We start from the raw sequence: 23,823 nt of genomic DNA, 5'->3' as shown, positions 1-23,823 counted from the left end.
GACCTCGAATGAACAAGACCGAGCCGCGGACCGCGGAACGAATCACGAACGGAGAAGCCCCGTGCTGACGCAGGTTGCCGAGGGTGTGCTGGTCCACCAGAGCGAATTACTCCGGAACAACACGGTTGTCGTGCAGGGCACGGGCGGCGTGCTGCTCATCGATCCCGGGCTGACAGACGGTGAAATGGCCTGCTTGGCGAACGACCTCCGCGAGCTGGGCCAGCCCGTCATAGCGGGCTTCTCGACGCATCCTGACTGGGATCACGTGCTCTGGCACACCGAACTCGGCGAAGCGCCCCGCTACGGTACGGCCCGCTGCGCGGCCCGTATGCGAGACCTGCGGTCGAACCCGGACTGGAAGGCCCGGGCCGCGGAGGGATTGCCGCCGGAAATCGCCGGGGAGGTTCCGCTGGACCTGTTCGGCCTCATCACGGCTCTGCCCCCGGAGACCGCGCGGATTCCTTGGGACGGCCCTGAAGTTTGGATCATCGAGCATCCGGCTCATGCCCCGGGCCATGCGGCGCTGGTGATCGAGGAACGCGGGGTTCTCGTCGCCGGCGACATGCTTTCAGATGTCTTCATTCCGATGCTCGACGACCTGAACGGCACCAATGACCCGATCGAGGAGTACTTCGTCGGGCTGCGACGGCTCGACGAAGTGGCGGGCGACGTCGATGTCGTCGTCCCGGGTCACGGATCCGTCGGCAGAGGTGATCAGGTGAGCGCAAGGATCGAACTGGACCGCGCGTACGTGCATGCCTTGCGTGGCGGGGATGATTTCGACGACCCGCGGATCGGCTCGTCGGCCGAGCCTGGCTGGGAATGGGTGAGCGACATCCACGCCGGGCAAAGCCGGCGCTTCGCCAAAGGAAGCGAGCGCGACGGGACGCCGGGCTAGCGACCTTTCGGACGCAGCGGTCGGATCGGCGCCGGTGGTCCACGGATGGACCTGGTGGCGCCGATCTCCGCACCGGAAGCCCAAAACCCATGGCACGGCAGCACCTCAGAACCCGCGGAAGACACCGTCTTCGGCTACTGAACTCGTAAAGTCCGCCCAGTCCATGTTCGCGAGGTCGTTCACCAGAGCGACATTCGCGAGGAACCCGTCATCGCTGGGCGTCCGAACCGCCAGGACCAGTGACTCCCGTGCACTGACCGTTCTGGCCGACATCGACCCCGTCCAGACCGACGTGCCGACCGACCGTGAGTCGCCGGTCAGCGATACTCGCGACATGGGGTACGACGCGTATGGGGCTGTGGTCGAGTGGGAGCCTTTGCTCTCCCTGACCCGCGAGCCGCATTGGGATCATGTGCGGCTTTGGGACGAGGCAGGAGAGCCGACGGCGCCGTTCCTGTCCGTGGAAACCATGCCCGGCACCAAAGGCCACTGGAACAGCCTCTGGTACTACGGCGACTGCTTGCGCCCACGGCTCACCCTCGAGACTCGCGCACTCACCGACATCGTGCTCGGTACGTTGACCACCGGCTACACGTTCGCCGAGGAGTGGGAGCCGGAGCGCCGCGACGACCTGGCATCGGACGCGGGTCCGCACGCTCAGCCGACGCCGGAGGACTGGCGCAACCTGTTGACCTACGCACTGCGCCCCGCCGGTGTACGCGAGGTGCTCGAGGCGGCGCACAGGCTGCCCTGGGACCTTCTGGCCGGCATCGGTGAGGTCTGCGACGCGATACCGCAGGAGCAGTGCGAACCACCGCCCGGCGCGGTGCTCTGGTTCCACGACTTCCGCCACTTCACTCTCTCGCACGTCAGACTGATCGAGGAGGCCGCGGCCGGTGGCCACGGAGTCGTCACGATAGGCGGTTGGTGACCGAGGATGGGCGAGTACGAGGACGCGCTTTCGACGGCGGAGGTGATCGAGCGCGCCATCCGCGAACAGGTCGCCGGCGCGACTCCGAAGTGGACGGACCTCGGCGTCCCGGTGATCGACCGGAGCGCGTATGCGATCTTCCCGCTCGCCATCGCGGACGTGCGGGACGAGGGCGTGTCCGAGCTGGCGGAAATGCTGTACCAGCGCTGGGGATACTGGTACGGCGGGCATGACTACCGAGTCGGACGGCTCGCACCCGGCGAGGGATACGGTCGAAAGCTCGTCGAGGCTGGAGGCCGCGGACGCGGACCCTACTGGTGGGATATCCTGAACTTCGCCGTGGTCTGCGTGCACTCCGCCGACGAGAATCGGGGCCTCGAAACGCTGGCGCTCCACGTCGTCCCGAAGGACTGGGTGTGGTCCTTCCGGCCCGACCCGGGAACCAAGCGGGAAGCATCGCGCTATCGGCGGGTCATGCGAGCGCGGGACGCGGCGGACGTCACCTGGACCTTGCCGGGCGAGTGAGTGGATTGTCGGCCAGGCTGCTCAGACGTCGGTGGCCCCCAAGAAGATCCGGGCGAGTTTCCCCGCCGCCCACTGCAAGCCGAGCCGATGCTCAGCCAGGTCGTAGTTGACCGTGACCTCGCCAGTGGCGCGACTCTCCCAGCTGTTGTGCGCAAGCGCGCCGTTCGCCCGCAGATAGTCGTCGACCGAGTGGCGAGACCCGGCGAGGTCGAGCCCGGAGATCACCCGGTCAGCGCTCGGGCAGAGCCCGAGATCGACGGTGACCCTCGTCACCAGCCCGTCGAGCAGCGCGATGTCGATCCCGTCGGCACTCGGAAGCACCGGGTCGAGCACGCTCTGCCGGATGGTCAAGCCGGGAAAGAGCTTGTGCAGTTCCGCAGACCGTTCGGGCGTGCCCAGCGCGGCGTACATCGTCGTGATGACACCGGTCAGCGACGTGCCGGGGACCGAAGGCTGGTCGGCCGGAAGATCCTCGGTCTTCGGGGGTGCCGGTCGCGGGTCCGGTCCGCCGAAGCCGGCCACCCGGTCCCAGATCCAGTCGGCCATCGACTCGGCGACGGGCTCGTCGGGGTGTCCGGGGCGGCGCTTGACCAGAGCCCCGAACGCGACGGCGACCAGGTACGTCCCGTCGTCGTCGGTCATCACCTGCTCCCAGGCCTCGTTCTCGGGCCAGTCCGGATGCGCTGCCTGGTCGGCCTCGATCTCGGTGCTCATGGCGATGATCTCGGCCGCCGACAGCAGGCGGAACGGTTCGGCCAGGCCCCAGGCGGCGCCCGAGCCGGCCTGCTGACCGTCGTGCCAGGCCACCAGATCCTCCGCGACCATGGAGCCGAGCTTGTCGCGCTCGGCATCGTCCGAGAGCGAGGTTCCTGGTCGCAGGGTGGCGCGCAGGCCGGCGGGCATCACGTCGTCCAACGCCGCCAGCGCGGAAGCCAGGTCAATGCCGAGCATCTCGTCGCGGAGTTGCCGCCATCCCAGCTCGATCACCCCGGTGCGGCGGATGTCCTCCAGGGTGATGTCCTGAGCGTGCGCGTTTTCGACGATCCGCTGCATCGTCCGGACCGTCCCCACCAGGTTCTGCGCCAGGTTTTCGGTCGGATCCTCGCGCAGCAGTCGCAGGCCGACTTGTTCGGCGTCGTCGAGCCGGTACTGCACCAGGTAGGACCAGCCGAGCATCAGCATGATCCACGAGTTCGCCGCGTCCGCCCGGACGGCCTCCTCGGCCGCGTGGACGAACCGGTCCGGTGGGGCGAGACTCCCCAGCAGATACACCGCGCGTTTCCCGAGCGCCTTGGGGAGCTCGTCCGGTGCCGTCCGGGAGCACCGTGCCACCGCCTCACCGAGTTGACGCCACCCGTCCTCGTGCTCCCCGCAGAGCGCACGGGCGTACCCGAGCTCCATCCAGTCGGCCCAGTCCTCCTGCTCCTCGGCCAGCACGGTGTGCGCCCAGCGCAGCGCCTCGGGATTGTCGCGCTCACCGAACGCCAGATGCCGCAGCGCGCGAGCCGCGTTGACGAACTGGCGGTCACGGCGACCGGCCACCTGGCGGTAAAGACGCCGCGCCTCGTCGGTCTCGCCGCAGATCTCGCGATGATTGCCGAGCAACAGCGACACGCTGCTTCGCTCCGGCTGGGCCGCGAGCACTCGCAATGTCAGCTCGGCGACCCGGGGATGCGACGGCTGCGCCGCGAAGAGCTCCCAGGCCAGGTCCAGGTCCCGCTCCACGGCCTCGGTGTGGCCGAAGTCCGTCATCGCATTCCTCGCTTGACCCGGTACGCCCGGAGTTGGTCGAAGGTGCCGTCGTCGACGCCGTACTCCAGCACCGGCGCCACCTGGTCGAACCAGGCCATCGTGGACGGGGTGATGCCGCCGACCGCCGCCAGCAGCGCGCTGGTGGTGACAGGCACGAGTTCACCCTTGCTCATCGACTCGACCATCGCCTGCTGCAGGACAGTGGTCGTCAAATGGCTGAGATCGGCACCGGAGAACCCCTCGGTCGCCGCCGAGACGGCCACGACATCGACATCGCCGGCAGGCTTGCCCGCCAGCGCGCCCTGGACGATCGCCGCCCTGGCGACCGCGTCCGGTGGCAGCACCAGCACCGTCTTGTCGATCCGGCCCGGTCGGCGCAGCGCGGAGTCGATGTCCCACGGCCGGTTCGTCGCGGCCAGGAAGTAGACCCCGTCGTTCGCGCCTGCCACGCCGTCGAGCTCCTCCAGCAGCTGCGTGACGAGCATCCGCATCGAGTGCGACCCGCCGCCACCGGAAGTGCGCCGCCCTCCGAGCGCGTCGAACTCGTCGAAGAAGATCACGCACGGCGCCGCCGCGCGTGCGTGGCGGAACACGCTCTGGATCGCCTTCTCGCTCTCTCCGATCCACTTGCTGAGCAGGTCCGCGAGGGTCACGTGGATGAAGGACGCGCCGAGATCGCCGGCGATCGCCCTGGCGATGAACGTCTTGCCGCACCCGGGCGGGCCGTACATCAGCAGCGATCCGCCCGGCTTCTGCCCGAACGCGGCCGCCAGCTCGGGATTGCGCAGCGGAGCGAGGAAGGCGGTGTCCAGGTGCTGCTTGACCTCGGCGAGACCTGTGACGTCGGCCAACGTCACCGCCGGGCGCTCGGCGTCCCACAGTGCCGCCGAACCCACGGCGCCGCCGTACTGACGGTCCTCGTCGGCCGGGGACGCCACGGTCTCGGCGGGCGGGTTCGAGGTTCGCAACCGTGCGGCCATCAGCCGGGCGCGGAGCAGACGGATCCGCGCCGGACCGCCGCCATGGGCCTCGAACGTCGTCAGTTCGGCGGCGGCACGATCCGGGCTCTGCTCCAGCAACAGTGTGATGAAGTCCTCTCGCAGCGCCAGATTGCCCGGGTCGGCCGCCACTTCGCGCGCGATCACCTCGATGAAGGCTTCGCTTTGATCGGCACCGCTCACCGCGCGGCCTCTGCGATCCAGCCCTTGAGCAGACCCAGGTTCGGCAGCGGGATGTGGTGGCCGATCCGAGGATGGTCCAGCGCCACACCGACGACACCGGACTCGCCGAACGCGGCGAGGTAGTCGATCGCGGCCGGCATCGGCACGCCGAACAGCGGCACCGCGTCACCCTCCGGGATGGCCAAGCCGAGGGCGCGGGCGGCTTCGGTCGCCCGTCCGGCACTGCTGTAAAGGCAGATCATCGGCCCCTGCTCGGAGGCCGCCGCGTAAGGGCGGGGGCGGTCGGCCGGGCCGCGCGCGATGAAGAACCAGTGCTCCAAGCGGGTCGCGTGCCGCCACAGCGCGATCTGCGCCGTCGTGTCTCCCGCGGGCGCTGCTTTGACCGCCTCGTCGAGGCGGTCCAGTTCGGCGACCAGTTCGGGGCTGTTGTCTCCCGGCATTCGGTTCTCTCTCGCGTCTGAGCTCAGCTGTCGGCGGCTTCTTCTCACCTCGACCAGGTCGACGCCACCTTGGCGGCTGCGCCCGCACTCCAAAAGGGCCGAAGAGACCACCCCGCCCCAGCGGGTATCGATCTTTCGGTTTTGGCCGGACGAGAAGGCGGCGGTTGTTAGGGTCCGCGCCATGCGGATGTGGTGCTGTGGCCTGGTCGTGGGCGTGGGTGTGCTGCTCGGCGCGTGCGCCGGGGGCGGGTCGAAGACCGGCCAGGTGGTGCCCGTGACGACCACGGAGGCCCCGAACACGGTCCCGACAGGCCCCCTGACGACGCCGACGTCGTCACCGCCGGAGACCCCGGCGACCACCACGACCCAGCTGACGCCGGAGACGACGCGAACCACGGCTCATCGCTCCACGACGACCGCGAAACGCCCGACGACCCCGCGTCGCACCACCCCCACCCGGAGACGCTGACGGCGGCGCAGCGGACCGTGGAGATCCGGAAACGAGCGGTGACGCCCGGTGACGAGGTTCGATCATGGTGTAACGCGTCGAGTGCTGGTCCGGGCGCCCGGGGCGTGGCTGACAGACTGCGGGGATGATCGTCGGATACGTCCTCGCGCTGCTGGCGGCGCTGGCCTCGGGTAGCGGCTCGGTGCTGGAGTCGATCGGCGTCCGCCGTGCGGGCGCTTTCGGCGGCAGCGCGCTGGACCTGGTGCACGTGCGGCGCCAATGGATCTACTTCTTGGGCATCGGCGTCGACCTGGTCGGCTTCGCCTGCGCCGCGGCCGCGTTGCATCGGCTGCCGCTGTTCCTGGTCCAGTCGGTGCTGGCGTTCAGCATCGGCGTGACGGCCACGATCTCCGCGTTCCTGGGCACTCGCCTGGCGGCGCCGGGCTGGGCCGCGCTCGGCGTCGGGGCGGTCGGTCTGGTCCTGCTGGGACTGTCGGCGCAGCCGGGTCCGGCCAAGGTGCTCCCGTCAGCCTGGCGCTGGGTTTTGCCCGCGATGGCGTTGGTCGTGGGGGCGATCGCCTGGTACTTCAGGCGCTTCGACCGCCCCTGGGCAGCGCAGGTGCTCGGCTTCGCCACGGGAGTCGGTTTCAGCGTGGTCGGCGTCTCGGCGCGCACCCTGGAGGTCCCGTCTTCGGGCTGGGCCCTGCTGGTGGAACCGGCCGTCTGGGCGATGATCCTCAACGGCTTGGCCGCGGCGGTCGCGTTCGCCCTGGCGCTCCAGAAGGGCGGCGCGACGGCGGTCAACGCGATCATGTTCACCACGAACACGGCGTTGTCCTCGGTCATCGGCCTGCTCTTCCTCGACGACCGCGTCCGCGACGGCTTCACCGCCTTCACGATCGCGGGCCTGATCCTGGCCATGTCCGGCGCGATCGTCACCGCCCACTACGCCACCCAGGTCAAGGAACCCGTCCGTGCGGCCCAAATGGCCTCGTGAGTCTTGTCGAGCCATTCGCCGCCGAGCATCTGCGGCCGAAGTCAGCTCTTCCGGCGGTAGAACAGCATGGTCAGCGAGCCGAACACCACGACGAGCGCGGCCGAGGTGATCAGCACCAGCCCGACCTGACCGGCCGTCACGGTGCCGTGCATGAGCCCGCACCCTTGGACATGGCCACGACGCTACGTGGGGTCCAACGCCTGGTGCACCGCTAACCGGAGTCCGAGGCCCAGGTCCAGCTCGGGTGCGCCCGGCACACCTGGACCTCGCGACAGGTGGCGTAGAGCGAATGGCCGCCTTCGGCCACTCGAGCGCGAGGTCTTGCCACCGGTCAACGCACGCCGCCGGCACGCTCCGAGCCTTTGCCCGATTGTCGAACTGGTGGTAACGGGACGCGGGCTGAGCGCGACTGGGGAGGGGAGTGTTGGCGAGGGGTGGCTTGTATATGGGGCCGGCTGTCAGCGGCATCGGGGGTTGGCTGGTTCAGGCCGCGCCTGATATCTCCAGTAATCTGATCGCGGCGGCCATCGGGGGTGTGCTGGTCTGGTTGTCGACGGATACGAGACGACGGGTCAAGCTGGTACGCGCACGCAGGTTCTGGCGTAATTTGGGTGGCCGTCACCCCTTGATCGTCCTGGGGGCACATGACTTCGGGCGGCATCGGCGGTGGGCCAGAGCTGGTGTGGTGGGTATGGGGGACATCGGGGCGCTGGTAGAGATCGAGGCCCAGCTTCGTGGGCTGGGCTTTGCCGGCAGGATCGCGGAGTCGAAGCAGTTGTCGTCGCGTGAGCTGAGTTCGGACCTGGTTCTGATCGGCGGGCCGTTGGCGAATGCCGTGACGAGGACGATGTCGGCGAAGCTGAGCGGGATGACTTCCTACGGTTTTGTCGAAGATCGGGACCATGGGCAGCCGCGGTGTGCGATGGGAGTACCGGCCGTGTTTTGACGCCGCAGTACGAAGAGTCGGGCTATCCGGTCAGTGACTATGCCTTGATCATCCGGGCACCGAACCCCTTGGCTCCGGATACGTCGGAGCTTGTCGTCGTGGCGGGGTGCTGGGAACATGGAACCGCGGCCGCGGCTGAGAAGCTCGGGGACCGGAAGTTTCTTCGCATGGTGAAGAAGATGAAGCACTTCGAGGTTCTCGTCGAGGTCACGGTCGTGGATGGTGCTCACTACAATGCCACGGTCGTCGAAACCCGCCGGATTTTACCAATTTGATGTCCTGTCCTGCCGAAAAGTCCGCAGTTTCGTCGAGTGCGCGGTGCGTGAATTCGCCGAGCGCTCGATCCGTTCCGTGAGCCCCACCGGCGCCGGGCTTCTGGTGCTCGGTGTCGCAGTCTTTTGCGTGGTGACCACACCGGACCTCCTCGGTGGCGTGGGCCTGACATCGCTTCGTCAGCCCGGTGAACCAAACGCGCGGAGTCATACAGGAATTGCCGGGGAATAGACGTCGCCCGCTCTGATTGTCCTTAGTGGACAAGGTCGACGAAAGTCGCGCGCCGGGGGCGATGAGGCGACTGAGCGAAGTTCGGCAGGCCGGACAGGTCGATAGGTGGCCTGAGCAGCGAGAACTGAACGGTCATGCCCTTCCTTGGGGTTGCCGGCCAGGCAGGCGCGCAATGTGCTCGGTGGAGTCAAAGCCTACGCGCCGGAGGACTTCCGGGCGCCGACCCCGATCCCGGAGAACGTGATTCTCGCGTCCGGTCCACCCAAGATTCCGGGCGCCTCACCGGAGAAGTGCGCGGAATACTTCCGGCGGCTTTCCCAGCCGGGCGCCCTGACCGCCGCGTTGAACTGGTACCGGGCCAATGATTTCACGGGTTACGAGCAGCGGGTCACGGTGCCGACGCTCTTCATCGCGAGTACGAAGGACCGCATGGTCGCCCCTCGGGTGTGGGGCGACCAAGAACCGGGTCACCGGACCGTACCGGCTGGAGAATCTCGAGGGGATCGGGCACAACATCCCCGAAGAGGCCGCCGAGACCACGACGGCGCTGCTCCTCGCACATCTCGCTTCGGACTTCAAACGGCTCTGCGGCCATAGCGGTGCTTCCTTCCTCGGCGAAATCGACGTTACTTCCCGGCAGTTCACGCTTGCTGCTGGGCGCGAACGGTTTCACGGTCCGGGCTGGTCGCCGACGGTGCGGTGTGGGGCCAGGTCCAGGCGTACCGCAGGATGAGGACGAGAAGGATCACTTCCAGGGCGACGCCAAGGCCGTAGAAGTACGTCCAGGATCCGCCTACCACGTTGAATGCCGCGTAGGGGATCTGTACCGAGGCCACGATGAGGTTCGTGACGCGGTTCGCCCTGGCAGGCAGCGTTATCGACAGCACGATCATGAAGATCGGGATCGCCATGAGCGTGAGGAAGAGGACATACAACGGCTGGCTGATGTCGAATTCGAAGACGACGCCTGCCAGGATGTCCGTGACGACGCCGGGCTTGAAGAAGGCGAGAATGTCCACGTAGGCGTACAGGAACATGACGCCTGTCCACGCCGCGGCGAGCTTGGCCTTCACCGGGATCCGCAGGTCTTCCAGTGTGGTGGTGGGTCGATGTGTTCTCAACGTGGGCTCCGTCGTTGTGGTGAGGATCGGTAGGCCCACGATCGCTGAGCCCCGGCTGCGGGCACATCGGCATCGAGGCCGGACCCACGACACCCGTCGGGAGGACCGGCGTCTCGTTCTTTCGGTCGGTCCCCGACGCCTCGGCGGTCCCTAGGCTGGGTGGGTGACCACCAACGCCCTGAGCTCGCTGTGGGCCGAACCCCGCGCCACGGACGCTCCCGAACGGGTATCGCGCGACTGGGTGCTGGTCGGGGCGTTGATGGTGGCGGCGCTGCTCGAGGGAATCCTCCGGGACGACGTCGCCTGGCGGCCGTTCGCGACGATCGTGGCGGTCGGACTCGCGCCGGTGCTGCTGTGGCGGCGTACCCACCCGTTGGCCTGTGTCGTGGTGGCCTTCGGCACCGTGATGGCGTTGGGACTGGCGAGCCTGCTGGGTGGGGCCCCGAGCGTGGGCCCCGACACGATGATCTACGTCCTGGTGCTCGTATACGCGCTGGTCCGCTGGGGCTCAGGGCGCGAGATCGTGATCGGGCTGGCGGTGGTGGCGGTCGCCGCGGGAATCGGTATGGTCCCCGACTACATCGGGCCGACCGAGGTCATCGGCGGGTTCGCCATCCTCTCGGCGGCGGCGGCGGGCGGAGCGGCGTTCCGCTATCGCGCCGAGAGCTGGCGCCGGGCGTTGGACCAGAGCCGTAGCCAGGAGCGGGTCGGCCTCGCGCGCGAGCTGCACGACATCGTCGCCCACCACGTCTCGGCGATCGCCGTGCAGGCGCAGGCGGGCCGGGCGATGGCCGGGCAGCGACCTGAAGCGGCGCTCGAGGCGCTGGTGGTCATCGAAGGGGAAGCGTCGCGGACGCTCGCGGAGATGCGGGCGATGGTCCGGGTACTGCGCGACGGAGCGCCGGCGGAGTACGGCCCCCAGCCTGGCATTGCCGACCTGGTGTCCCTCGCCCGACGCGCCCCGGTCCCGGTCGTCGACGTGGAGGTGCCAGCTGACCTGGACGAACTTCCGCCCCAAGTCGACGCGGCTGTCTACCGGCTGGCGCAAGAGGCGTTGACCAACGCCCTGCGGCACGCCCGCAACGCCTCGCGTGTGGAGATCCGGGTCGCAGAGGGTGCGGGAAGGCTGCGACTACGTGTGACCGACGACGGACAGATCGACCCGGCACAGTCGGTGAACCACGGCTTCGGGCTGCTGGGGATGACCGAGCGCGTGCAGCTGCTCGGCGGCACGCTGGGTGCCGGGCCGGCGCCCGAGGGCGGGTGGACGGTCGACGCCGAACTGCCGACTAAGGTACGCCGATGACGGTGCGTGTGCTGGTGGCCGACGACCAGGATCTGGTGCGTACCGGTCTGTCGATGATCCTCGACGCGCAGCCCGACATCGAGGTCGTCGGCCAAGCCGCCGACGGTCACGCCGCCGTCGAGCTGGCGCATCGGCTCCGCCCCGACGTGTGCCTGGTCGACATCCAGATGCCCGGACTCGACGGCATCGAGGTGACCAAACTCCTCGCAGGGCGGGGTGTCCCGGACCCGATCGCGGTAGTGGTGATCACGACATTCGACCTCGACGAGTACATCCAAGGTGCACTCCGGGCTGGCGCCCGAGGCTTTCTGCTCAAGGACGCCGGGCAGGAGCTGCTCGTCCAGGCCGTCCATGCCGCCGCCGTCGGCGATGCCCTGATCGCGCCGAACGTCACCCGGCGACTGCTGGCCACCCTCGCGGCCAGAGCACCGTCGAGCCGGCGGACCCAACCGATCGAGCCGCTCACCGCACGCGAGGAGGAGGTGCTGATGCTGGTCGCTCGCGGCCGCACGAACGCCGAGATCGCCGCCGAGCTGTTCGTCGGCTTGACGACCGCCAAGACCCACGTCGCCAGCCTGCTGACCAAAATCGGCGCCCGAAACAGGGTCGAGATCGCGATGTGGGCGTACGACACCGGCAGGGTGGGGGACTGAACCGAACCTGATGTGCATGCACGACGACTGGTTCCCTGCCGTCGGCATCTGCGGCGTGTTCGCCGCGGATCAGGCCGGGCTGCTTGGTTGGAGCGCGTTTATCCAAGGAACAGGTGGCGAGTGCTGCGCGGCTGGAGTACTAGCCCTGCGGTCTCCGTACTTTGTCGCTGCTTCCTCGATAAAGGTTGCGCTCGACTGAAGGTTGACGACCAGTATTCGGCGCCACCCGCTCCGCGGCGCTGTGTTCTTCGCCGAGCTGCACGCGGAGGGGAAGTCCGCGTCGACGGGATCTGGCGGTCCGAGAGGCCTCGGCGCCCCTGAAGGCGATGAAGCAGCGGGCGTCGCGTGCCCGGCCTGCCCTCGACGTACTGGCGGCTTTGCGGGCTCCAGGAGTCGGGGTCATCGCCGACCTTGTCGCGCGCCCGGCTCTGGCCCGCAGCTACGAGGAGGCCGGCGCCTGCGCGATCAGTGTGCGCGGCACGATGCTCGCCGAAGTCCGGGACGCGGTGAACATTCCCTTGCTGCAGAACGACTTGATCATCAGCCCTTACCAGGTCTACGAGGCGCGAGCCTTCGGAGCTGATTCCATCGTGCTCACCGTGGCCGTGCTCGACCAGCCCACACTGACGTCGCTGATGGAGTGTGCGGAAGCAGCAGGCATGGTGCCGATCGTGCAGGCCGGTACGGCGCCTGAGGTGGACCAGGCGTTGGAAGCGGGGGCCCGGATCATCGGTCTCACCGCGAGGGACCCCGAAACTCAAGAACCCGGCCGTAACGCCTTTGCCCGGCTTGCGCCGTTGGCGCCGCTGAACGTGGCGAAGGTCGCGATGTCCGGGATCCGTGGACCAGACGACATTCTGTCGCTCGCCGGTGCCGGAGGTGACTACCCGGTGATCGCCCTCGGCTCGCTCGTTGCGGCCGGAGCCAGCAGGTGGAACTAGGGCTTCAGCCCTGTCGGAATGGCAGGAGGCGAAGCCCGGATGTCGGACAGCAAACGGGGTCCAGGCCAGGTCTGCCGCGGGTGTGTCCACCGTCGGGGTGTCGCTGGAGACGCCACGGGCGGGTTGAGCGGCTCAAGTTCGGCTCGCCACGGGTCGACGACGTCACGCGCGCGCCGGGGCCACGGGAGTGGGTCTTCCCACGGCGTCCATCACGCGGTGGTGCCGGGTCTGCGGGCTTCACCAATGGTAGGAATGCCTGGTGACCGAACCGAATCTGATCGAAGCCGCCGCCGAAGAGGCAGTCACCCTCACCAGTGAACTGATCCGCATCGACACCACCAACACGGGTGATCCCGACACGCTGGTCGGCGAACGCGCCGCCGCGGAATACGTCGCCGAGAAGCTCACCGACGCGGGCTACGAGATCACCTACGTCGAGTCCGGCGGCAAGAACCGCCACAACGTCATCGTCCGGCTGCCGGGTGCGGACCCGTCGCGCGGCGGGCTGCTGATCCACGGTCACCTCGACGCCGTCCCCGCCGACGCCTCGGAGTGGTCGGTGCACCCGTTCTCGGGCGCGATCCAGGACGACTACGTCTGGGGCCGCGGCGCCGTGGACATGAAGGACATGTGCGGCATGGCGCTCGCGCTGGCCCGCCACTACAAGATCAACAACATCGTCCCGCCTCGGGACCTCGTCTTCGCGTTCCTCGCCGACGAAGAGGCTGGCGGCAAGTACGGCGCTCAGTGGCTGGTGGAGAACCGGCCCGAGCTGTTCGAGGGCGTCACCGAGGCGATCAGCGAGGTCGGCGGCTTCTCGATCACGCTGAAGGACAACGTCCGCGCGTACCTCATCGAGACAGCCGAGAAGGGCATCCGCTGGATGAAGCTGCGCGTGCGCGGCACCGCCGGCCACGGCTCGATGATCCACCGCGACAACGCCGTCACCAAGCTGTCGGAGGCCGTCGCCAGGCTCGGCAACCACCGCTTCCCGCTGGTCATGACCGACTCCGTCCGCGAGTTCCTGGACGGCGTCACCGAGATCACCGGCTGGGACTTCCCCGAGGACGACATCGAGGGTTCCGTCGCCAAGCTCGGCAACATCTCCCGGATGATCGGCGCGACCCTGCGCGACACGGCGAACCCGACGATGCTCACCGCGGGCTACAAGTCGAACGTCATCCCGTCGGTCGCGGAGGCGTCGGTCGACTGCCGGATCCTTCCCGGCCGTCTCGAGGCGTTCAACGCCGAGCTGGAGGAAATCCTCGGCCCGGACATCGAGAAGGAGTGGATGGAGCTGCCGCCGGTCGAGACGACCTTCGACGGTGCCCTCGTCGACGCGATGACCAACGCGGTCCTCGCCGAAGACCCGGGCGCCCGCACGCTCCCGTACATGCTCTCCGGTGGCACGGACGCGAAGTCGTTCCAGTCACTCGGGATCCGGAACTTCGGCTTCGCGCCGTTGCAGCTGCCCGCGGACCTCGATTTCTCGGCGCTGTTCCACGGGGTCGACGAGCGCGTCCCGGTCGACGCGCTGAAGTTCGGTGTGCGGGTGCTCGACCGCTTCCTCCGCTCGGCCTGATGCCCGGTCTGCTGGCGGCCGACGGGACGCCCCTGCACTTCGAGCGCTGGGGTGATCCGTCGGCGCCGGTGACCGTGGTGCTCCTCCACGGCTACGCCCTCGACAGGCGGAGCTGGCGGGCCATCGCGCCGGTGCTGGCCGAGGCCGCGGAGGAGCCGATCGCGGTGCTGGCCTACGACCAGCGCGGGCACGGCGAATCCGGCGAGGTCCGGGCCGCGTCGGCGACCATGGGGCATCTCGCCGACGACCTGGCCGAGGTGCTGGGCACGGTGATTCCGGACGGCAGGGTCGTCCTGGTCGGCCACGACATGGGCGGGCTCGCGATCCTGTCGCTCGCCCAGCGCCATCCGGACGTCTTCGCGGCCAGGGTGGCGGGGATCGGGCTGCTCGCCATGTCGGCGGGCGGTGTCACGCCGGACGCGATCTGGCCGAACGCACTCGGGAAGCTCGGCCGCGACCTGGAGATGGTGTTCGGGACGAAGCTGATCGGGCTGGTGCGGGAGCATACGAGCAAGGCGGTGACCGCCGGGCTGCGGTGGTGGCTCTTCGGGGACGACCCGGTGCCCGGCGACGTCGAACTGGCGGTGCGGATGATCCGCGGCAACTGGCCGCAGACGGTGTCCGCGTTCCGTCCGGCGCTCGACGCCTACACGCGGGAATCGGCGTTGTCGCAGGTCGGGGCGGTGCCGGTGACCGCGATTGTGGGGGAGCGCGACAAGCTCGTGCCCGCGGCGGACGTCGAGGAACTGGCGGGTGCGGTGGAGAACGGGACGTCCGTGGTGTTGCCCGGCGTCGGGCACGTCGTTCCGCTGGAGGCGGCTCCGCAGGTGGTGCCCCGGCTCCTCGCCCTGGCGAACCTGGCCCGCCGACAAGACTGACTTTCTTGACAACTTCTGTTTTCGGTGGCATCTTCTTGCCATGTTCTCCGTAGCGGTGATCGAGGACGCGGAAGCGGCCGAAGTGTCGCTGGACCCGGTCCGGGCCAGGTTGCTCGCCGAACTCGCCGAGCCGGCGTCGGCCACGATGCTGGCGGCGCGGATCGATCTGCCGAGACAGAAGGTGAACTACCACCTGCGCGCGCTGGAGAAGCACGGGCTGGTCGAGCTCGTCGAAGAGCGGCGCAAGGGCAACGTCACCGAGCGCATGATGCGCGCGACGGCGGCGTCGTACGTCATTTCGCCGACGGCGCTTTCGGCCGTGCAGCCCGATCCGGCCCAGTCGCCGGATCGCCTGTCCGCGCGCTGGCTGCTCGCGGTGGCGGGCAGGCTGGTGCGCGACGTCGGCGTGCTGATCACCGGTTCCACCAAGGCGCGCAAACGGGTCGCGACCTTCGCGATCGACGGCGAGGTGCGGTTCTCCTCCGCGGCGGACAGGGCCGCGTTCGCCGAGGAACTCACCGTCGCGATCACGAACCTGGTGGGCAAGTACCACGACGAAGACGCCGAACAGGGCCGCGACCACCGGATCGTCGTCGCCGTCCACCCGAGCGTCAGAACCGGGACCGAGGAGAGCTGAATGGGACACGAATACGAGATCGCCGATCGCGTCGAGGTCGACGCGACGCCGGAACAGGTCTGGGACGCCATCGCGACCGGCCCGGGGATCACGTCCTGGTTCATGGGGCGCAACGAGGTCGACGGCGGCGTCGGTGGCACTGTGAAGACAGCGTTCGCTGCCTACGAACCCTCGTCCGAGATCACCGCCTGGGACCCGTTGGAGCGGCTCGTCTACGGCACCGAACCCGGGCCGGACGGGAGATTCGTCGCCTACGAGTTCCTCATCGAGGGCCGTTCCGGCGGGAGCACCGTACTGCGGACCGTGACGAGTGGTTTCCTGCCCGGCGACGACTGGGAAGACGAGTTCGAGGCGATGACCGCCGGCGGAGAGCTGTTCCTCCGCACCCTGGTCGAGTACCTCAACGGCTTCGCGGGCCGGAAGGCGGTGCCGGTGACGGCTTTCGGGCCGATGATCGAGGACTGGGACCGCGCGTGGCTGACGCTGGGCCGGGAACTGGGGTTGGCCGGGCGGCCGGGAGTCGGGGACAGGGTGCGCCTGTCCGCCAGCGCGGTGTCCACTGTGGACGGCGAGGTCTACTTCGCGAACGCGCACACGGTCGGGATCCGGACCCCGGACGCGCTCCTGAGGTTCGTCCGCGGGTTCGCCGGGCCGATGGTCGCGATGCATCACCTGTTCGGCGAAGTCGACTCCGCGAAACAGGACGAACTCTGGTCCGGCTGGCTCGGCCGGGTGTTCAGATGATGATGCCGGGCAGGGGAGTGGCGGTGCGCTTGCGGCGCAACCACACTCTCCTGGTCCCGTCGGAGTAGAGCCGGACGGTCGAGAGCTCCCAGCCGGCGAACTCGGCGTGGATCGACAGCTGCGTCGCCGCCGCCCGCCGGGAAACACCGGGAGGCAACTGCAGCCGCCGGTACTCCCAATCCCCTTCGACCACCGCCTCGTCCACAACTGTCATGGCGTGATCACCTGGATCCCTTCTCCGATGGCCGAGCCGACGACCACACGGCCGCTCTGCTCGTCGACGGTGACCGAATCTGGCTGTCGCACGGTGGGGAACCGGTGCTTCTCGATCGGCTCCCCGCCGCGGACGTCGAAGCCGACGACCTCGTTGCGTTCGGTGAGGGTGACCCAGGCCAGGCCACGGGTGCGGTCGTAGGCGATGCCGTACGCCCCGCCGGGGACGGGGTAGCGCTGGCGCAGCAGCAGCGGCGTGGTGGAGAACGCCAGGAGAGCGCCCGCGCGCGCGTCGGTGACGAAGACACGTCCGAGGTCGTCGGTGACCGCGTTGGCGGCGCCGTCACCGGCTCGCAGACCCTCGCCGATCTTGCCTTCGGTGAGGTCGACGGCGAACAAGGCGGTGCGCAGCTTGTCGAGCACGACCACGCCGTCACCGGTGTTCAGGACGTCGTCCGCGCTGTAGATCTGGCCGGTGATGGTCTTCGGGCCCGAGTTCTTGGACAGCACCTCGACGACCTTGCGGTCCCGGACCGAGACCAGCGTCGCGTCGCCGTCGGCGAGACCGGCGGACGGCTGCCCCGCGACAGGGACCGTCTCGAGCGCGCCACCGGGCAGGGAGACCTTCGCCAGGACGCTCTTGCCGGGAACGCTGGCGAGCACCTGGGAACCCGAGACCGTGAGCCGCTCCGCCGGACCGGGCAGGGCCACGGTCGCCTTCGGCGTGTCGAGGGCGGCGAGATCGTAGATGCGCAGGGAAGGCGGCTCCGAGACGGCGACGACGAGCGTCTTGCTCACCTCGTCGGTGGCCAGCGCCTTCACCCCGGGCAAGGCGAACACCGAACCGGCGGGCTTGACCGTCACCGCGGGGGAGACGGCCGCCGTCACCGCGACGGGATTCTGCACTATCTGGAGCGAGTCGTTCGGGGTGTCGTCCGTACCGCAGGACGAGAGCACCAGGGCACCGGCGAGCGGGATCGCGATCCGGGAAACGGCGGACAGCCGACCCACCTTGGTGCCTCCACCTGCTACTCGTCGAACGGACTTGTCCAGCATCCCCCAGGAACCCCACCGCGTCACGTCTGTGTCACCCAACAGTCACCTAATCCAGTAATCGAGACGGCTCAGAGGCCGCGTTCCGGGTACCCGACCTCGATCGCGCTGACGTCGTCGAGCGCCGAGCGGATGGCGGGCGGGAGCGTGATCTCCTCGGCCGTGAGCGAACCGGTCAGCTGACCGGTGTCACGGGCTCCGACCACGGGCGCGACCACTCCGGGCCGGTCGCGGACCCAGGCCAGCGCGACGGCCAGCGGCGAGGTCCCGAGGCCGTCGGCGGCCGTCGCGACCGCCTGCACGATGCGGGCCGCGCGGTCGGTCCGGTGATGTTCGACATAACCCGCGAAAACACTCGAGGCGCCACGCGAATCGGCGGGCGTCCCGGTCCGGTACTTGCCGGTGAGCACACCCCGGCCGAGCGGCGCCCACGGCAGGAGCCCGATGCCGTGATGCTCCGCGGCGGGCACGACCTCGCGGTCGACCCCGCGCTCCAGCAGCGAGTATTCGACCTGCGTCGAGACCAGCGGGGCGACGGCGGAACTGCGGGCCGCGGCGGTCGCCAGCTGCCAACCGGAGTAGTTGGAGACACCGACGTAGCGGGCCTTCCCGCTGGTCACGGCGTAGTCGAGGGCGGCGAGGGTCTCGTGGACCGGCACGGTGGTGTCCCAGGCGTGCAGCTGCCAGAGGTCGATGTGGTCGGTGCCGAGCCGGCGCAGCGACCCTTCGAGCGCGCTCAGCAGGGCCCCGCGCGAGGCGCCGCCGCCGAACGGGCCGTCGGTGCGGCGGGCGACGGCTTTGGTGGCGAGCACGATGTCGTCGCGGGGGACGAGGTCGCCGAGCAGCGCGCCGAGGACGCGTTCGCTCTCGCCCTCGCCGTAGATGTCGGCGGTGTCGACCAGGGTGCCCCCGGCGTCGACGAACGCGACCAGCTGGCTGGCCGCCTCCTCCGAGTCGGTGTCGCCACCCCACGTCATGGTCCCGAGGGCCATCCGCGAGACCCGCAGTCCCGAGCGGCCGAGCTGTCGCTTTTCCACGACGGGCGAGCCTAGCCGGAAGGCAAGTGCGGGACGCGGAGCAGGTCAGCGTGTCGTGATCGAGTACCACCGTGCGGGTCATCGGCTGTCAACACCCTGAACGGAGGTGTGACGCCCCGATCGATACATTCACGCCGTGCGACTCGGACTGAACTTGGGCTATTGGGGCGCGGGAAACGACGCGGCCAACCTGGCATTGGCGAAGAAGGCGGACGAACTGGACTACGCGGTCGTCTGGGCCGCGGAGGCGTATGGCTCGGACGCGCCGACGGTGCTGTCGTGGGTGGCGGCGCAGACCTCAAGGATCGACGTGGGCAGCGCGGTGCTGCAGATCCCGGCGCGGACCCCGGCGATGACCGCGATGACCGCCGCGACCCTGGACACGCTCTCGGGCGGCCGGTTCCGCCTCGGACTCGGTGTTTCCGGCCCGCAGGTCTCCGAAGGCTGGCACGGCGTGAAGTTCGCTTCGCCGCTCGGCCGGACTCGCGAATACGTCGAGATCGTTCGCAAGGCGCTGAGCCGTCAGCGGGTCAAGTACGAAGGCGACCACTTCCAGCTGCCCCTGCCGGGCGGGCCCGGCAAGGCACTGACCCTGACCGTGCACCCCGTGCGCGAAGAGATCCCCGTGTACCTGGCCGCCATCGGCCCGAAGAACCTCGAACTGACCGGCGAGCTCGCGAACGGCTGGCTGCCGGTGTTCTTCTCGCCCGAGCACGCCGGTGACCAGCTGAAGCTGATCCAGGCGGGAGCGGACAAGGCCGGGCGGTCCCTCGACGGCTTCGACGTCGTCCCCACCGTCCCGCTCGTCGTCGGTGACGACTGGAAGGCCTGCGCCGACGCGGTCCGCGGCTACGCGGCGCTGTACCTCGGCGGGATGGGCAGCCGGGAGAAGAACTTCTACAACCAGCTCGCCTGCCGGATGGGCTTCGCGAGCGAAGCGGCCGACGTCCAGCAGAAGTACCTGGGCAGGGACTACGAGGGCGCCATGGCGGCCGTCCCGCTCGAGTTCATCGACGCGACGTCACTGCTGGGACCCAAGGAACGGATCGCCGAACGGATGCAGGCCTTCGCCGGGGCGGGCGTCACGACGCTGACCGTCGCGCCCTCCATGCCGGACCCCGAGAGCTCCGCACACGCCCTCGAGGTCGCCGCCGAAGCGATCGAACTGGCCGGTGTCGCCTGATGGGATGGTTCGAAGCACTGGTCCTCGGGCTCGTCCAGGGCCTCACGGAGTTCCTGCCGATCTCCTCCAGCGCGCACCTGCGGATCACCGCCGCGCTCGCCGGCTGGGACGACCCGGGCGCCGCGTTCACCGCGGTGACCCAGATCGGCACCGAGCTCGCGGTCATCCTGTACTTCTCGACCAAGATCGGGCAGATCCTGCGCGCGTGGTTCTTCTCGATCTACAAGAAGGACTGGCGGCAGGACCCCGACGCCCGGCTGGGCTGGCTGATCATCGTCGGCTCGATGCCGATCGTGGTGCTGGGTCTGCTGCTGCAGGACGCCATCGACGAGACCTTCCGTGACCTGCGGATCACCGCGACCACGCTGATCGTGTTCGGCCTGATCCTCCTGGTGGCCGACCGCATCGGGAAGCAGCAGCGCACGCTCGACCACCTGACCGTGCCGCACGGCCTCGGCTTCGGGTTCGCGCAGGCGCTGGCGCTGATCCCGGGCGTCTCCCGCTCCGGCGGTACGACCAGCGCCGGGCTGCTGCTCGGCTACACCCGCGCCGAGGCGGCGGAGTACTCGTTCCTGCTGGCCCTGCCGGCGGTGTTCGGGTCGGGCCTGTACAAGCTCACCGACATCGGCAAGGACGGCGCCCCGGCCCAGTGGGGGCCGACGATCCTGGCGACGCTGGTCGCGTTCGGCGTCGGCTACGCGGTCATCGCCTGGCTGATGTCCTACATCAAGACCAAGAGCTTCGTGCCGTTCGTGATCTACCGGCTCGTGCTCGGTGTCTTGCTGTTCGTGCTGATCTTCGCCGGCGTCCTGGACCCCGGCGCGGGCCCGCACCTGTAACCCCGCGTTTCGTCCTCTGGATGCGGTCCTGGCACACGCGAGTACCGCGTCCAGAGGACGAATCGCGTGAGCAGGCAAAGTGCCGGCACGTAGGGTGGGCCACGTGAGTACTGTGATCCTTCTGCGCCACGGCAAGTCCACGGCGAACGGTTCGGGCATCCTGGCCGGGCGCACGCCCAAGGTCGGCCTGGACGACACCGGCCGGGCACAGGCGGCCGCGCTCGTCGAGCGCCTGGCGCCGGTCCCCCTCGCCGAGCTGGTGGTCTCGCCGATGCTCCGCTGTCGCCAGACGGTCGCGAAACTGGCCGAGGCACGCGGTCTGGACAAGGTCAAAGAGCCCGGTTTGTCCGAAGTGGACTACGGCGAATGGACCGGCCGCGCGCTCAAGGATCTGTTCAAGGAACCCCTGTGGCGGGTCGTGCAGGCGCACCCCTCGGCCGCGGTCTTCCCCGGCGGCGAAGGACTCGCCGAGATGCAGGCCCGGTCGGTCGCGGCCGTCCGCGCGCACGACGCCCGGATCACCGCGAAGCACGGCGAGAACGCGGTCTGGCTTCTGTGCAGCCACGGCGACGTGATCAAGTCGATCCTCGCCGACGCGCTCGGCCAGCACCTCGACGCGTTCCAGCGGATCGTGGTCGATCCGGCGTCGGTTTCGGTCGTCCGCTACACCGAGACTCGTCCGTTCGTGTTGCGCGTCAACGACAACGGTGGCGACCTGGCCGGTATCTCCCCACCCGAACCCAAGGCCAAAGCCAAGCGTGGCAAGGGGAAACAGAGCTCCGACGCGGTGGTGGGCGGTACCACCGGAGCGTGACCATCGCCGTCGGTGGCATCACCGCCACGGACGGCATCCACCGGCCCCTCACTGCCCGTAAGGTGGCCAGAACAGCAGATTCGACGACCCGGGAGCAACACCGATGATTTCGCAGGACAACCCGTTCGCCGCGCCGAGTGAGCTGCCCTACGCCCTTCCGCCGTTCGACCGGATCTCCGACGAGCACTTCCTGCCCGCCTTCGAAGCGGGCTTGGCCGAGCACGCCGCCGAAATCGAGGAGATCGCCGGTTCGGCCGAGCCGCCGACCTTCGAGAACACCATCGCCGCGCTCGAGAAGTCCGGCAGGCTGCTGTCCCGCGTCTCCAGCGTGTTCTTCAACCTCGCCGGATCGAACGCGAACGACGAGATCCAGCGCGTGCAGGCCGAAATGGCCCCGCGGCTGGCCGCGCACGCCGACGCCGTCAACCTGAACCCGGCGCTGTTCGCCCGGATCAACAGCCTGTTCGAGCGCAAGGACGAACTCGGCCTCGACGCCGAGTCGCTCCGCCTGCTGGAGCGGCATCACACCGACGTCCGCCGCGCCGGTGCCGGGCTTCCCGAAGCCGACCAGAAGCGCCTGCGCGAGCTGAACGAACAGCTGTCGACCCTGTCGACCCGCTTCCAGCAGAACCTGCTTAAGGACACCAACGAACTCGCCGTGGTCGTCGACGACGTCGCGGAACTCGCGGGCCTGAGCGAGGACGAGATCGCCACGGCCGCAGAAACCGCGGGGGAGAAGGGCAAGTACGTCCTCAAGCTGACCCTGCCGACAGCGCAGGCCTCGTTGGCCGCGTTGGAGGACCGCGCCCTGCGCGAGCGGATCTTCACCGCGTCGGTGTCCCGCGGCAACCGGGGCAACGAGTTCGACAACAACGACGTCGTGTCCCGGATGGTGCGGCTGCGCGCCGAGCGGGCCGCCGTGCTCGGCTTCCCCGACCACGCCTCGTACGTCATCGAAGACGAGACCGCGAAGACGGCCGCCGCCGCTGTCGGGCTCCTGGAACGCCTCGCGCCGGTCGCGGTCGCCAACGCCAAGGCGGAGGCCGAAGAGCTGCAGCGCTACCTCGAAGCCGACATCCCCGGCGCGATCCTGCGGCCCTGGGACTGGGCGTTTTATGCCGAGCGCGTCCGCAAGGACCGGTTCGAGGTCGACACCGCGGCGCTGCGCCCGTACTTCGAACTGAACCGGGTGCTGACCGACGGGGTCTTCTTCGCCGCGTCCAACCTGTACGGCCTGAGCTTCACCGAGCGGGAAGACCTGCCGAAGTACCACCCCGAGGTCCGGATCTTCGAGGTCTTCGACGCCGACGGCGCGGAGCTCGGCCTGTTCCTGCTCGACTACTACGCCCGCGACTCGAAGCGCGGCGGCGCCTGGATGAACAACTTCGTCGACCAGACGAAACTCCTGGGCACCAAGACGGTCGTGGTGAACGTGCTCAACGTCGCCAAGCCGCCGTCGGGCGAGCCGACCCTGCTGACCTTCGACGAGGTCGTCACCGCGTTCCACGAGTTCGGGCACGCGCTGCACTCGCTGCTTTCGGACGTCGAGTACCCGGCGTTCTCCGGCACCAACGTCCCGCGTGACTTCGTCGAGTACCCCTCGCAGGTCAACGAGATGTGGATGCTGTGGCCCGAGGTGCTGGCCAACTACGCCAAGCACCACGTGACCGGCGAGCCGCTGCCGCAGGAGCAGGTCGACAAGCTCCTGGCGTCGCAGCAGTACGGCGAAGGCTTCTCGACCACCGAGTACCTCGCGGCGTCCCTCCTCGACCAGGCGTGGCACCGGCTCGGCACCGAGGACCACGTCGAAGACGTCCAGCGATTCGAGGCCGAGGCACTGACCAAGGCCGGTGTCGCGCTGGAAGCCGCGCCGCCGCGCTACCGCACCACCTACTTCGCGCACATCTTCAGCGGCGGCTACAGCGCCGGGTACTACTCCTACATCTGGAGCGAGGTCCTCGACGCCGACACCGTCCAGTGGTTCCGCGAGAACGGCGGGCTCAGCAGGAAGAACGGCGACCACTTCCGCCGTGAACTGCTCGGTCGGGGCGGCAGCATCGACCCGATGGCGGCCTTCCGCGCGTTCCGCGGCCGCGACCCGGAGATCGAGCCGCTGCTGAAGCGCCGCGGCCTCGCCGGGGCCTGATCCACCTGACGGTTCCCCCGCCCGGACACCCCCAGTGCCCAGGCGGGGGAACCG

25 protein-coding genes are annotated in these 23,823 nt (G+C 69.0%); 18 read left to right on the top strand and 7 right to left on the bottom strand.

The genetic code is table 11. From position 1 onward, the window contains the following. Positions 1-61 precede the first annotated feature (61 nt). The 3 genes from ACZ6YV_RS21475 (at position 62) to ACZ6YV_RS21465 (ending at position 2,354) form a co-directional block, all read left to right on the top strand. Complete coding sequence (locus tag ACZ6YV_RS21475; RefSeq protein WP_465511294.1) at positions 62-898, top strand: MBL fold metallo-hydrolase; 837 nt, start codon at positions 62-64, stop codon at positions 896-898. Between the two features lie 334 nt (positions 899-1,232). Next, complete coding sequence (locus tag ACZ6YV_RS21470; RefSeq protein WP_465511293.1) at positions 1,233-1,829, top strand: hypothetical protein; 597 nt, start codon at positions 1,233-1,235, stop codon at positions 1,827-1,829. A 6-nt stretch (positions 1,830-1,835) separates the two neighbouring features. After that, positions 1,836-2,354: a hypothetical protein gene (locus tag ACZ6YV_RS21465; protein ID WP_465511292.1), complete on the top strand. Its 519-nt coding sequence runs from the start codon at positions 1,836-1,838 to the stop codon at positions 2,352-2,354. 21 nt (positions 2,355-2,375) lie between these two features. On the opposite strand, the gene ACZ6YV_RS21460 is transcribed toward ACZ6YV_RS21465, so the two are convergent. From ACZ6YV_RS21460 to ACZ6YV_RS21450, 3 genes are read right to left on the bottom strand one after another with little or no spacing between them, the layout of a single operon-like run. Continuing rightward, positions 2,376-4,106, bottom strand: coding sequence for a tetratricopeptide repeat protein (locus tag ACZ6YV_RS21460; protein WP_465511291.1), 1,731 nt, complete (start codon positions 4,104-4,106; stop codon positions 2,376-2,378). Further along, positions 4,103-5,287 carry an ATP-binding protein gene (locus ACZ6YV_RS21455; RefSeq protein ID WP_465511290.1) on the bottom strand — a complete coding sequence of 395 codons (1,185 nt, stop codon included), beginning with the start codon at positions 5,285-5,287 and terminating at the stop codon, positions 4,103-4,105. The genes ACZ6YV_RS21460 and ACZ6YV_RS21455 overlap by 4 nt, the downstream gene beginning before the upstream one ends. Further along, positions 5,284-5,727 carry a hypothetical protein gene (locus tag ACZ6YV_RS21450; RefSeq protein WP_465511289.1) on the bottom strand — a complete coding sequence of 148 codons (444 nt, stop codon included), beginning with the start codon at positions 5,725-5,727 and terminating at the stop codon, positions 5,284-5,286. The genes ACZ6YV_RS21455 and ACZ6YV_RS21450 overlap by 4 nt, the downstream gene beginning before the upstream one ends. Before the next feature lie 181 nt (positions 5,728-5,908). Between ACZ6YV_RS21450 and ACZ6YV_RS21445 the strand changes: the two genes are divergently transcribed. From ACZ6YV_RS21445 to ACZ6YV_RS21430, 4 genes are all read left to right on the top strand, one after another. Continuing rightward, positions 5,909-6,196, top strand: a complete 288-nt coding sequence (locus tag ACZ6YV_RS21445; RefSeq protein WP_465511288.1) for a hypothetical protein — start codon at positions 5,909-5,911, stop codon at positions 6,194-6,196. Positions 6,197-6,320: 124 nt separating this feature from the next. Continuing rightward, the gene (locus tag ACZ6YV_RS21440; RefSeq protein ID WP_465511287.1) at positions 6,321-7,172 is read left to right on the top strand and encodes a DMT family protein; all 852 of its coding nucleotides are present in this window, start codon (positions 6,321-6,323) and stop codon (positions 7,170-7,172) included. 445 nt (positions 7,173-7,617) lie between these two features. Next, positions 7,618-8,118: a hypothetical protein gene (locus ACZ6YV_RS21435; protein ID WP_465511286.1), complete on the top strand. Its 501-nt coding sequence runs from the start codon at positions 7,618-7,620 to the stop codon at positions 8,116-8,118. Then, positions 8,115-8,393: a hypothetical protein gene (locus tag ACZ6YV_RS21430; RefSeq protein WP_465511285.1), complete on the top strand. Its 279-nt coding sequence runs from the start codon at positions 8,115-8,117 to the stop codon at positions 8,391-8,393. Before ACZ6YV_RS21435 ends, ACZ6YV_RS21430 begins: the two co-directional genes overlap by 4 nt. Before the next feature lie 870 nt (positions 8,394-9,263). Here the strand turns inward: ACZ6YV_RS21430 and ACZ6YV_RS21425 are convergent. After that, positions 9,264-9,743, bottom strand: coding sequence for a DUF6326 family protein (locus tag ACZ6YV_RS21425; protein ID WP_465511284.1), 480 nt, complete (start codon positions 9,741-9,743; stop codon positions 9,264-9,266). 163 nt (positions 9,744-9,906) lie between these two features. Here ACZ6YV_RS21425 and ACZ6YV_RS21420 point away from each other — a divergent pair, with 163 nt between their 5' ends. The 7 genes from ACZ6YV_RS21420 (at position 9,907) to ACZ6YV_RS21390 (ending at position 16,484) form a co-directional block, all read left to right on the top strand. Continuing rightward, positions 9,907-11,049 (top strand): sensor histidine kinase, encoded by a 1,143-nt coding sequence (locus ACZ6YV_RS21420; protein ID WP_465511283.1) that lies wholly within the window; start codon positions 9,907-9,909, stop codon positions 11,047-11,049. Further along, positions 11,046-11,702 carry a response regulator gene (locus ACZ6YV_RS21415; protein WP_465511282.1) on the top strand — a complete coding sequence of 219 codons (657 nt, stop codon included), beginning with the start codon at positions 11,046-11,048 and terminating at the stop codon, positions 11,700-11,702. Before ACZ6YV_RS21420 ends, ACZ6YV_RS21415 begins: the two co-directional genes overlap by 4 nt. Before the next feature lie 326 nt (positions 11,703-12,028). After that, complete coding sequence (locus tag ACZ6YV_RS21410) at positions 12,029-12,643, top strand: indole-3-glycerol phosphate synthase TrpC (RefSeq protein ID WP_465511281.1); 615 nt, start codon at positions 12,029-12,031, stop codon at positions 12,641-12,643. Between the two features lie 259 nt (positions 12,644-12,902). After that, positions 12,903-14,225 carry a M20/M25/M40 family metallo-hydrolase gene (locus ACZ6YV_RS21405; protein WP_465511280.1) on the top strand — a complete coding sequence of 441 codons (1,323 nt, stop codon included), beginning with the start codon at positions 12,903-12,905 and terminating at the stop codon, positions 14,223-14,225. Beyond that, entirely contained in the window at positions 14,225-15,103 is an 879-nt protein-coding gene (locus ACZ6YV_RS21400) for an alpha/beta fold hydrolase (RefSeq protein ID WP_378241253.1), read from the top strand. The genes ACZ6YV_RS21405 and ACZ6YV_RS21400 overlap by 1 nt, the downstream gene beginning before the upstream one ends. A gap of 40 nt (positions 15,104-15,143) precedes the next feature. Beyond that, positions 15,144-15,740: a winged helix-turn-helix domain-containing protein gene (locus ACZ6YV_RS21395; RefSeq protein ID WP_465511279.1), complete on the top strand. Its 597-nt coding sequence runs from the start codon at positions 15,144-15,146 to the stop codon at positions 15,738-15,740. Continuing rightward, positions 15,741-16,484, top strand: a complete 744-nt coding sequence (locus ACZ6YV_RS21390; protein WP_465511278.1) for an SRPBCC family protein — start codon at positions 15,741-15,743, stop codon at positions 16,482-16,484. On the opposite strand, the gene ACZ6YV_RS21385 is transcribed toward ACZ6YV_RS21390, so the two are convergent. The 3 genes from ACZ6YV_RS21385 to ACZ6YV_RS21375 form a co-directional block, all read right to left on the bottom strand. Continuing rightward, positions 16,477-16,698, bottom strand: a complete 222-nt coding sequence (locus ACZ6YV_RS21385; RefSeq protein ID WP_465511277.1) for a DUF5703 family protein — start codon at positions 16,696-16,698, stop codon at positions 16,477-16,479. The two genes, ACZ6YV_RS21390 and ACZ6YV_RS21385, sit on opposite strands and share 8 nt — an antisense overlap. Further along, the gene (locus ACZ6YV_RS21380; RefSeq protein ID WP_465511276.1) at positions 16,695-17,708 is read right to left on the bottom strand and encodes a YncE family protein; all 1,014 of its coding nucleotides are present in this window, start codon (positions 17,706-17,708) and stop codon (positions 16,695-16,697) included. The genes ACZ6YV_RS21385 and ACZ6YV_RS21380 overlap by 4 nt, the downstream gene beginning before the upstream one ends. Before the next feature lie 113 nt (positions 17,709-17,821). Continuing rightward, positions 17,822-18,787 carry an aldo/keto reductase gene (locus ACZ6YV_RS21375; RefSeq protein ID WP_378241248.1) on the bottom strand — a complete coding sequence of 322 codons (966 nt, stop codon included), beginning with the start codon at positions 18,785-18,787 and terminating at the stop codon, positions 17,822-17,824. A gap of 136 nt (positions 18,788-18,923) precedes the next feature. On the opposite strand from ACZ6YV_RS21375, the gene ACZ6YV_RS21370 reads away from it, so the two are divergent. The 4 genes from ACZ6YV_RS21370 to ACZ6YV_RS21355 all read left to right on the top strand — a co-directional run bounded on the left by ACZ6YV_RS21370 (position 18,924) and on the right by ACZ6YV_RS21355 (position 23,769). Continuing rightward, positions 18,924-19,970: an LLM class F420-dependent oxidoreductase gene (locus ACZ6YV_RS21370; protein WP_465511275.1), complete on the top strand. Its 1,047-nt coding sequence runs from the start codon at positions 18,924-18,926 to the stop codon at positions 19,968-19,970. Further along, a complete protein-coding gene (locus ACZ6YV_RS21365; RefSeq protein ID WP_465511274.1) occupies positions 19,970-20,809 on the top strand; it encodes an undecaprenyl-diphosphate phosphatase in 840 nt (279 codons plus the stop codon). The genes ACZ6YV_RS21370 and ACZ6YV_RS21365 overlap by 1 nt, the downstream gene beginning before the upstream one ends. A gap of 103 nt (positions 20,810-20,912) precedes the next feature. Beyond that, the gene (locus ACZ6YV_RS21360) at positions 20,913-21,623 is read left to right on the top strand and encodes a histidine phosphatase family protein (protein WP_465511273.1); all 711 of its coding nucleotides are present in this window, start codon (positions 20,913-20,915) and stop codon (positions 21,621-21,623) included. A gap of 103 nt (positions 21,624-21,726) precedes the next feature. Continuing rightward, a complete protein-coding gene (locus ACZ6YV_RS21355; RefSeq protein ID WP_465511272.1) occupies positions 21,727-23,769 on the top strand; it encodes a M3 family metallopeptidase in 2,043 nt (680 codons plus the stop codon). Positions 23,770-23,823: the final 54 nt, after the last annotated feature.

Source organism: Amycolatopsis sp. NPDC102522 (assembly GCF_055584485.1).
The sequence above is the reverse complement of the archived record's forward strand: the minus strand, read 5'-3'. Positions and strand labels throughout refer to the sequence as shown.

What these genes read in the sequence shown, in the direction of transcription:
- ACZ6YV_RS21470 (WP_465511293.1), top strand. Translation starts at nt 1,233, where the DNA reads ATGGGGTACGACGCGTATGGGGCTGTGGTCGAGTGGGAGCCTTTGCTC.
- ACZ6YV_RS21465 (WP_465511292.1), top strand. Translation starts at nt 1,836, where the DNA reads ATGGGCGAGTACGAGGACGCGCTTTCGACGGCGGAGGTGATCGAGCGC.
- ACZ6YV_RS21460 (WP_465511291.1), bottom strand. Translation starts at nt 4,106, where the DNA reads ATGACGGACTTCGGCCACACCGAGGCCGTGGAGCGGGACCTGGACCTG.
- ACZ6YV_RS21450 (WP_465511289.1), bottom strand. Translation starts at nt 5,727, where the DNA reads ATGCCGGGAGACAACAGCCCCGAACTGGTCGCCGAACTGGACCGCCTC.
- ACZ6YV_RS21445 (WP_465511288.1), top strand. Translation starts at nt 5,909, where the DNA reads ATGCGGATGTGGTGCTGTGGCCTGGTCGTGGGCGTGGGTGTGCTGCTC.
- ACZ6YV_RS21440 (WP_465511287.1), top strand. Translation starts at nt 6,321, where the DNA reads ATGATCGTCGGATACGTCCTCGCGCTGCTGGCGGCGCTGGCCTCGGGT.
- ACZ6YV_RS21435 (WP_465511286.1), top strand. Translation starts at nt 7,618, where the DNA reads ATGGGGCCGGCTGTCAGCGGCATCGGGGGTTGGCTGGTTCAGGCCGCG.
- ACZ6YV_RS21415 (WP_465511282.1), top strand. Translation starts at nt 11,046, where the DNA reads ATGACGGTGCGTGTGCTGGTGGCCGACGACCAGGATCTGGTGCGTACC.
- ACZ6YV_RS21410 (WP_465511281.1), top strand. Translation starts at nt 12,029, where the DNA reads ATGAAGCAGCGGGCGTCGCGTGCCCGGCCTGCCCTCGACGTACTGGCG.
- ACZ6YV_RS21400 (WP_378241253.1), top strand. Translation starts at nt 14,225, where the DNA reads ATGCCCGGTCTGCTGGCGGCCGACGGGACGCCCCTGCACTTCGAGCGC.
- ACZ6YV_RS21395 (WP_465511279.1), top strand. Translation starts at nt 15,144, where the DNA reads ATGTTCTCCGTAGCGGTGATCGAGGACGCGGAAGCGGCCGAAGTGTCG.
- ACZ6YV_RS21390 (WP_465511278.1), top strand. Translation starts at nt 15,741, where the DNA reads ATGGGACACGAATACGAGATCGCCGATCGCGTCGAGGTCGACGCGACG.
- ACZ6YV_RS21385 (WP_465511277.1), bottom strand. Translation starts at nt 16,698, where the DNA reads ATGACAGTTGTGGACGAGGCGGTGGTCGAAGGGGATTGGGAGTACCGG.
- ACZ6YV_RS21365 (WP_465511274.1), top strand. Translation starts at nt 19,970, where the DNA reads ATGGGATGGTTCGAAGCACTGGTCCTCGGGCTCGTCCAGGGCCTCACG.
- ACZ6YV_RS21355 (WP_465511272.1), top strand. Translation starts at nt 21,727, where the DNA reads ATGATTTCGCAGGACAACCCGTTCGCCGCGCCGAGTGAGCTGCCCTAC.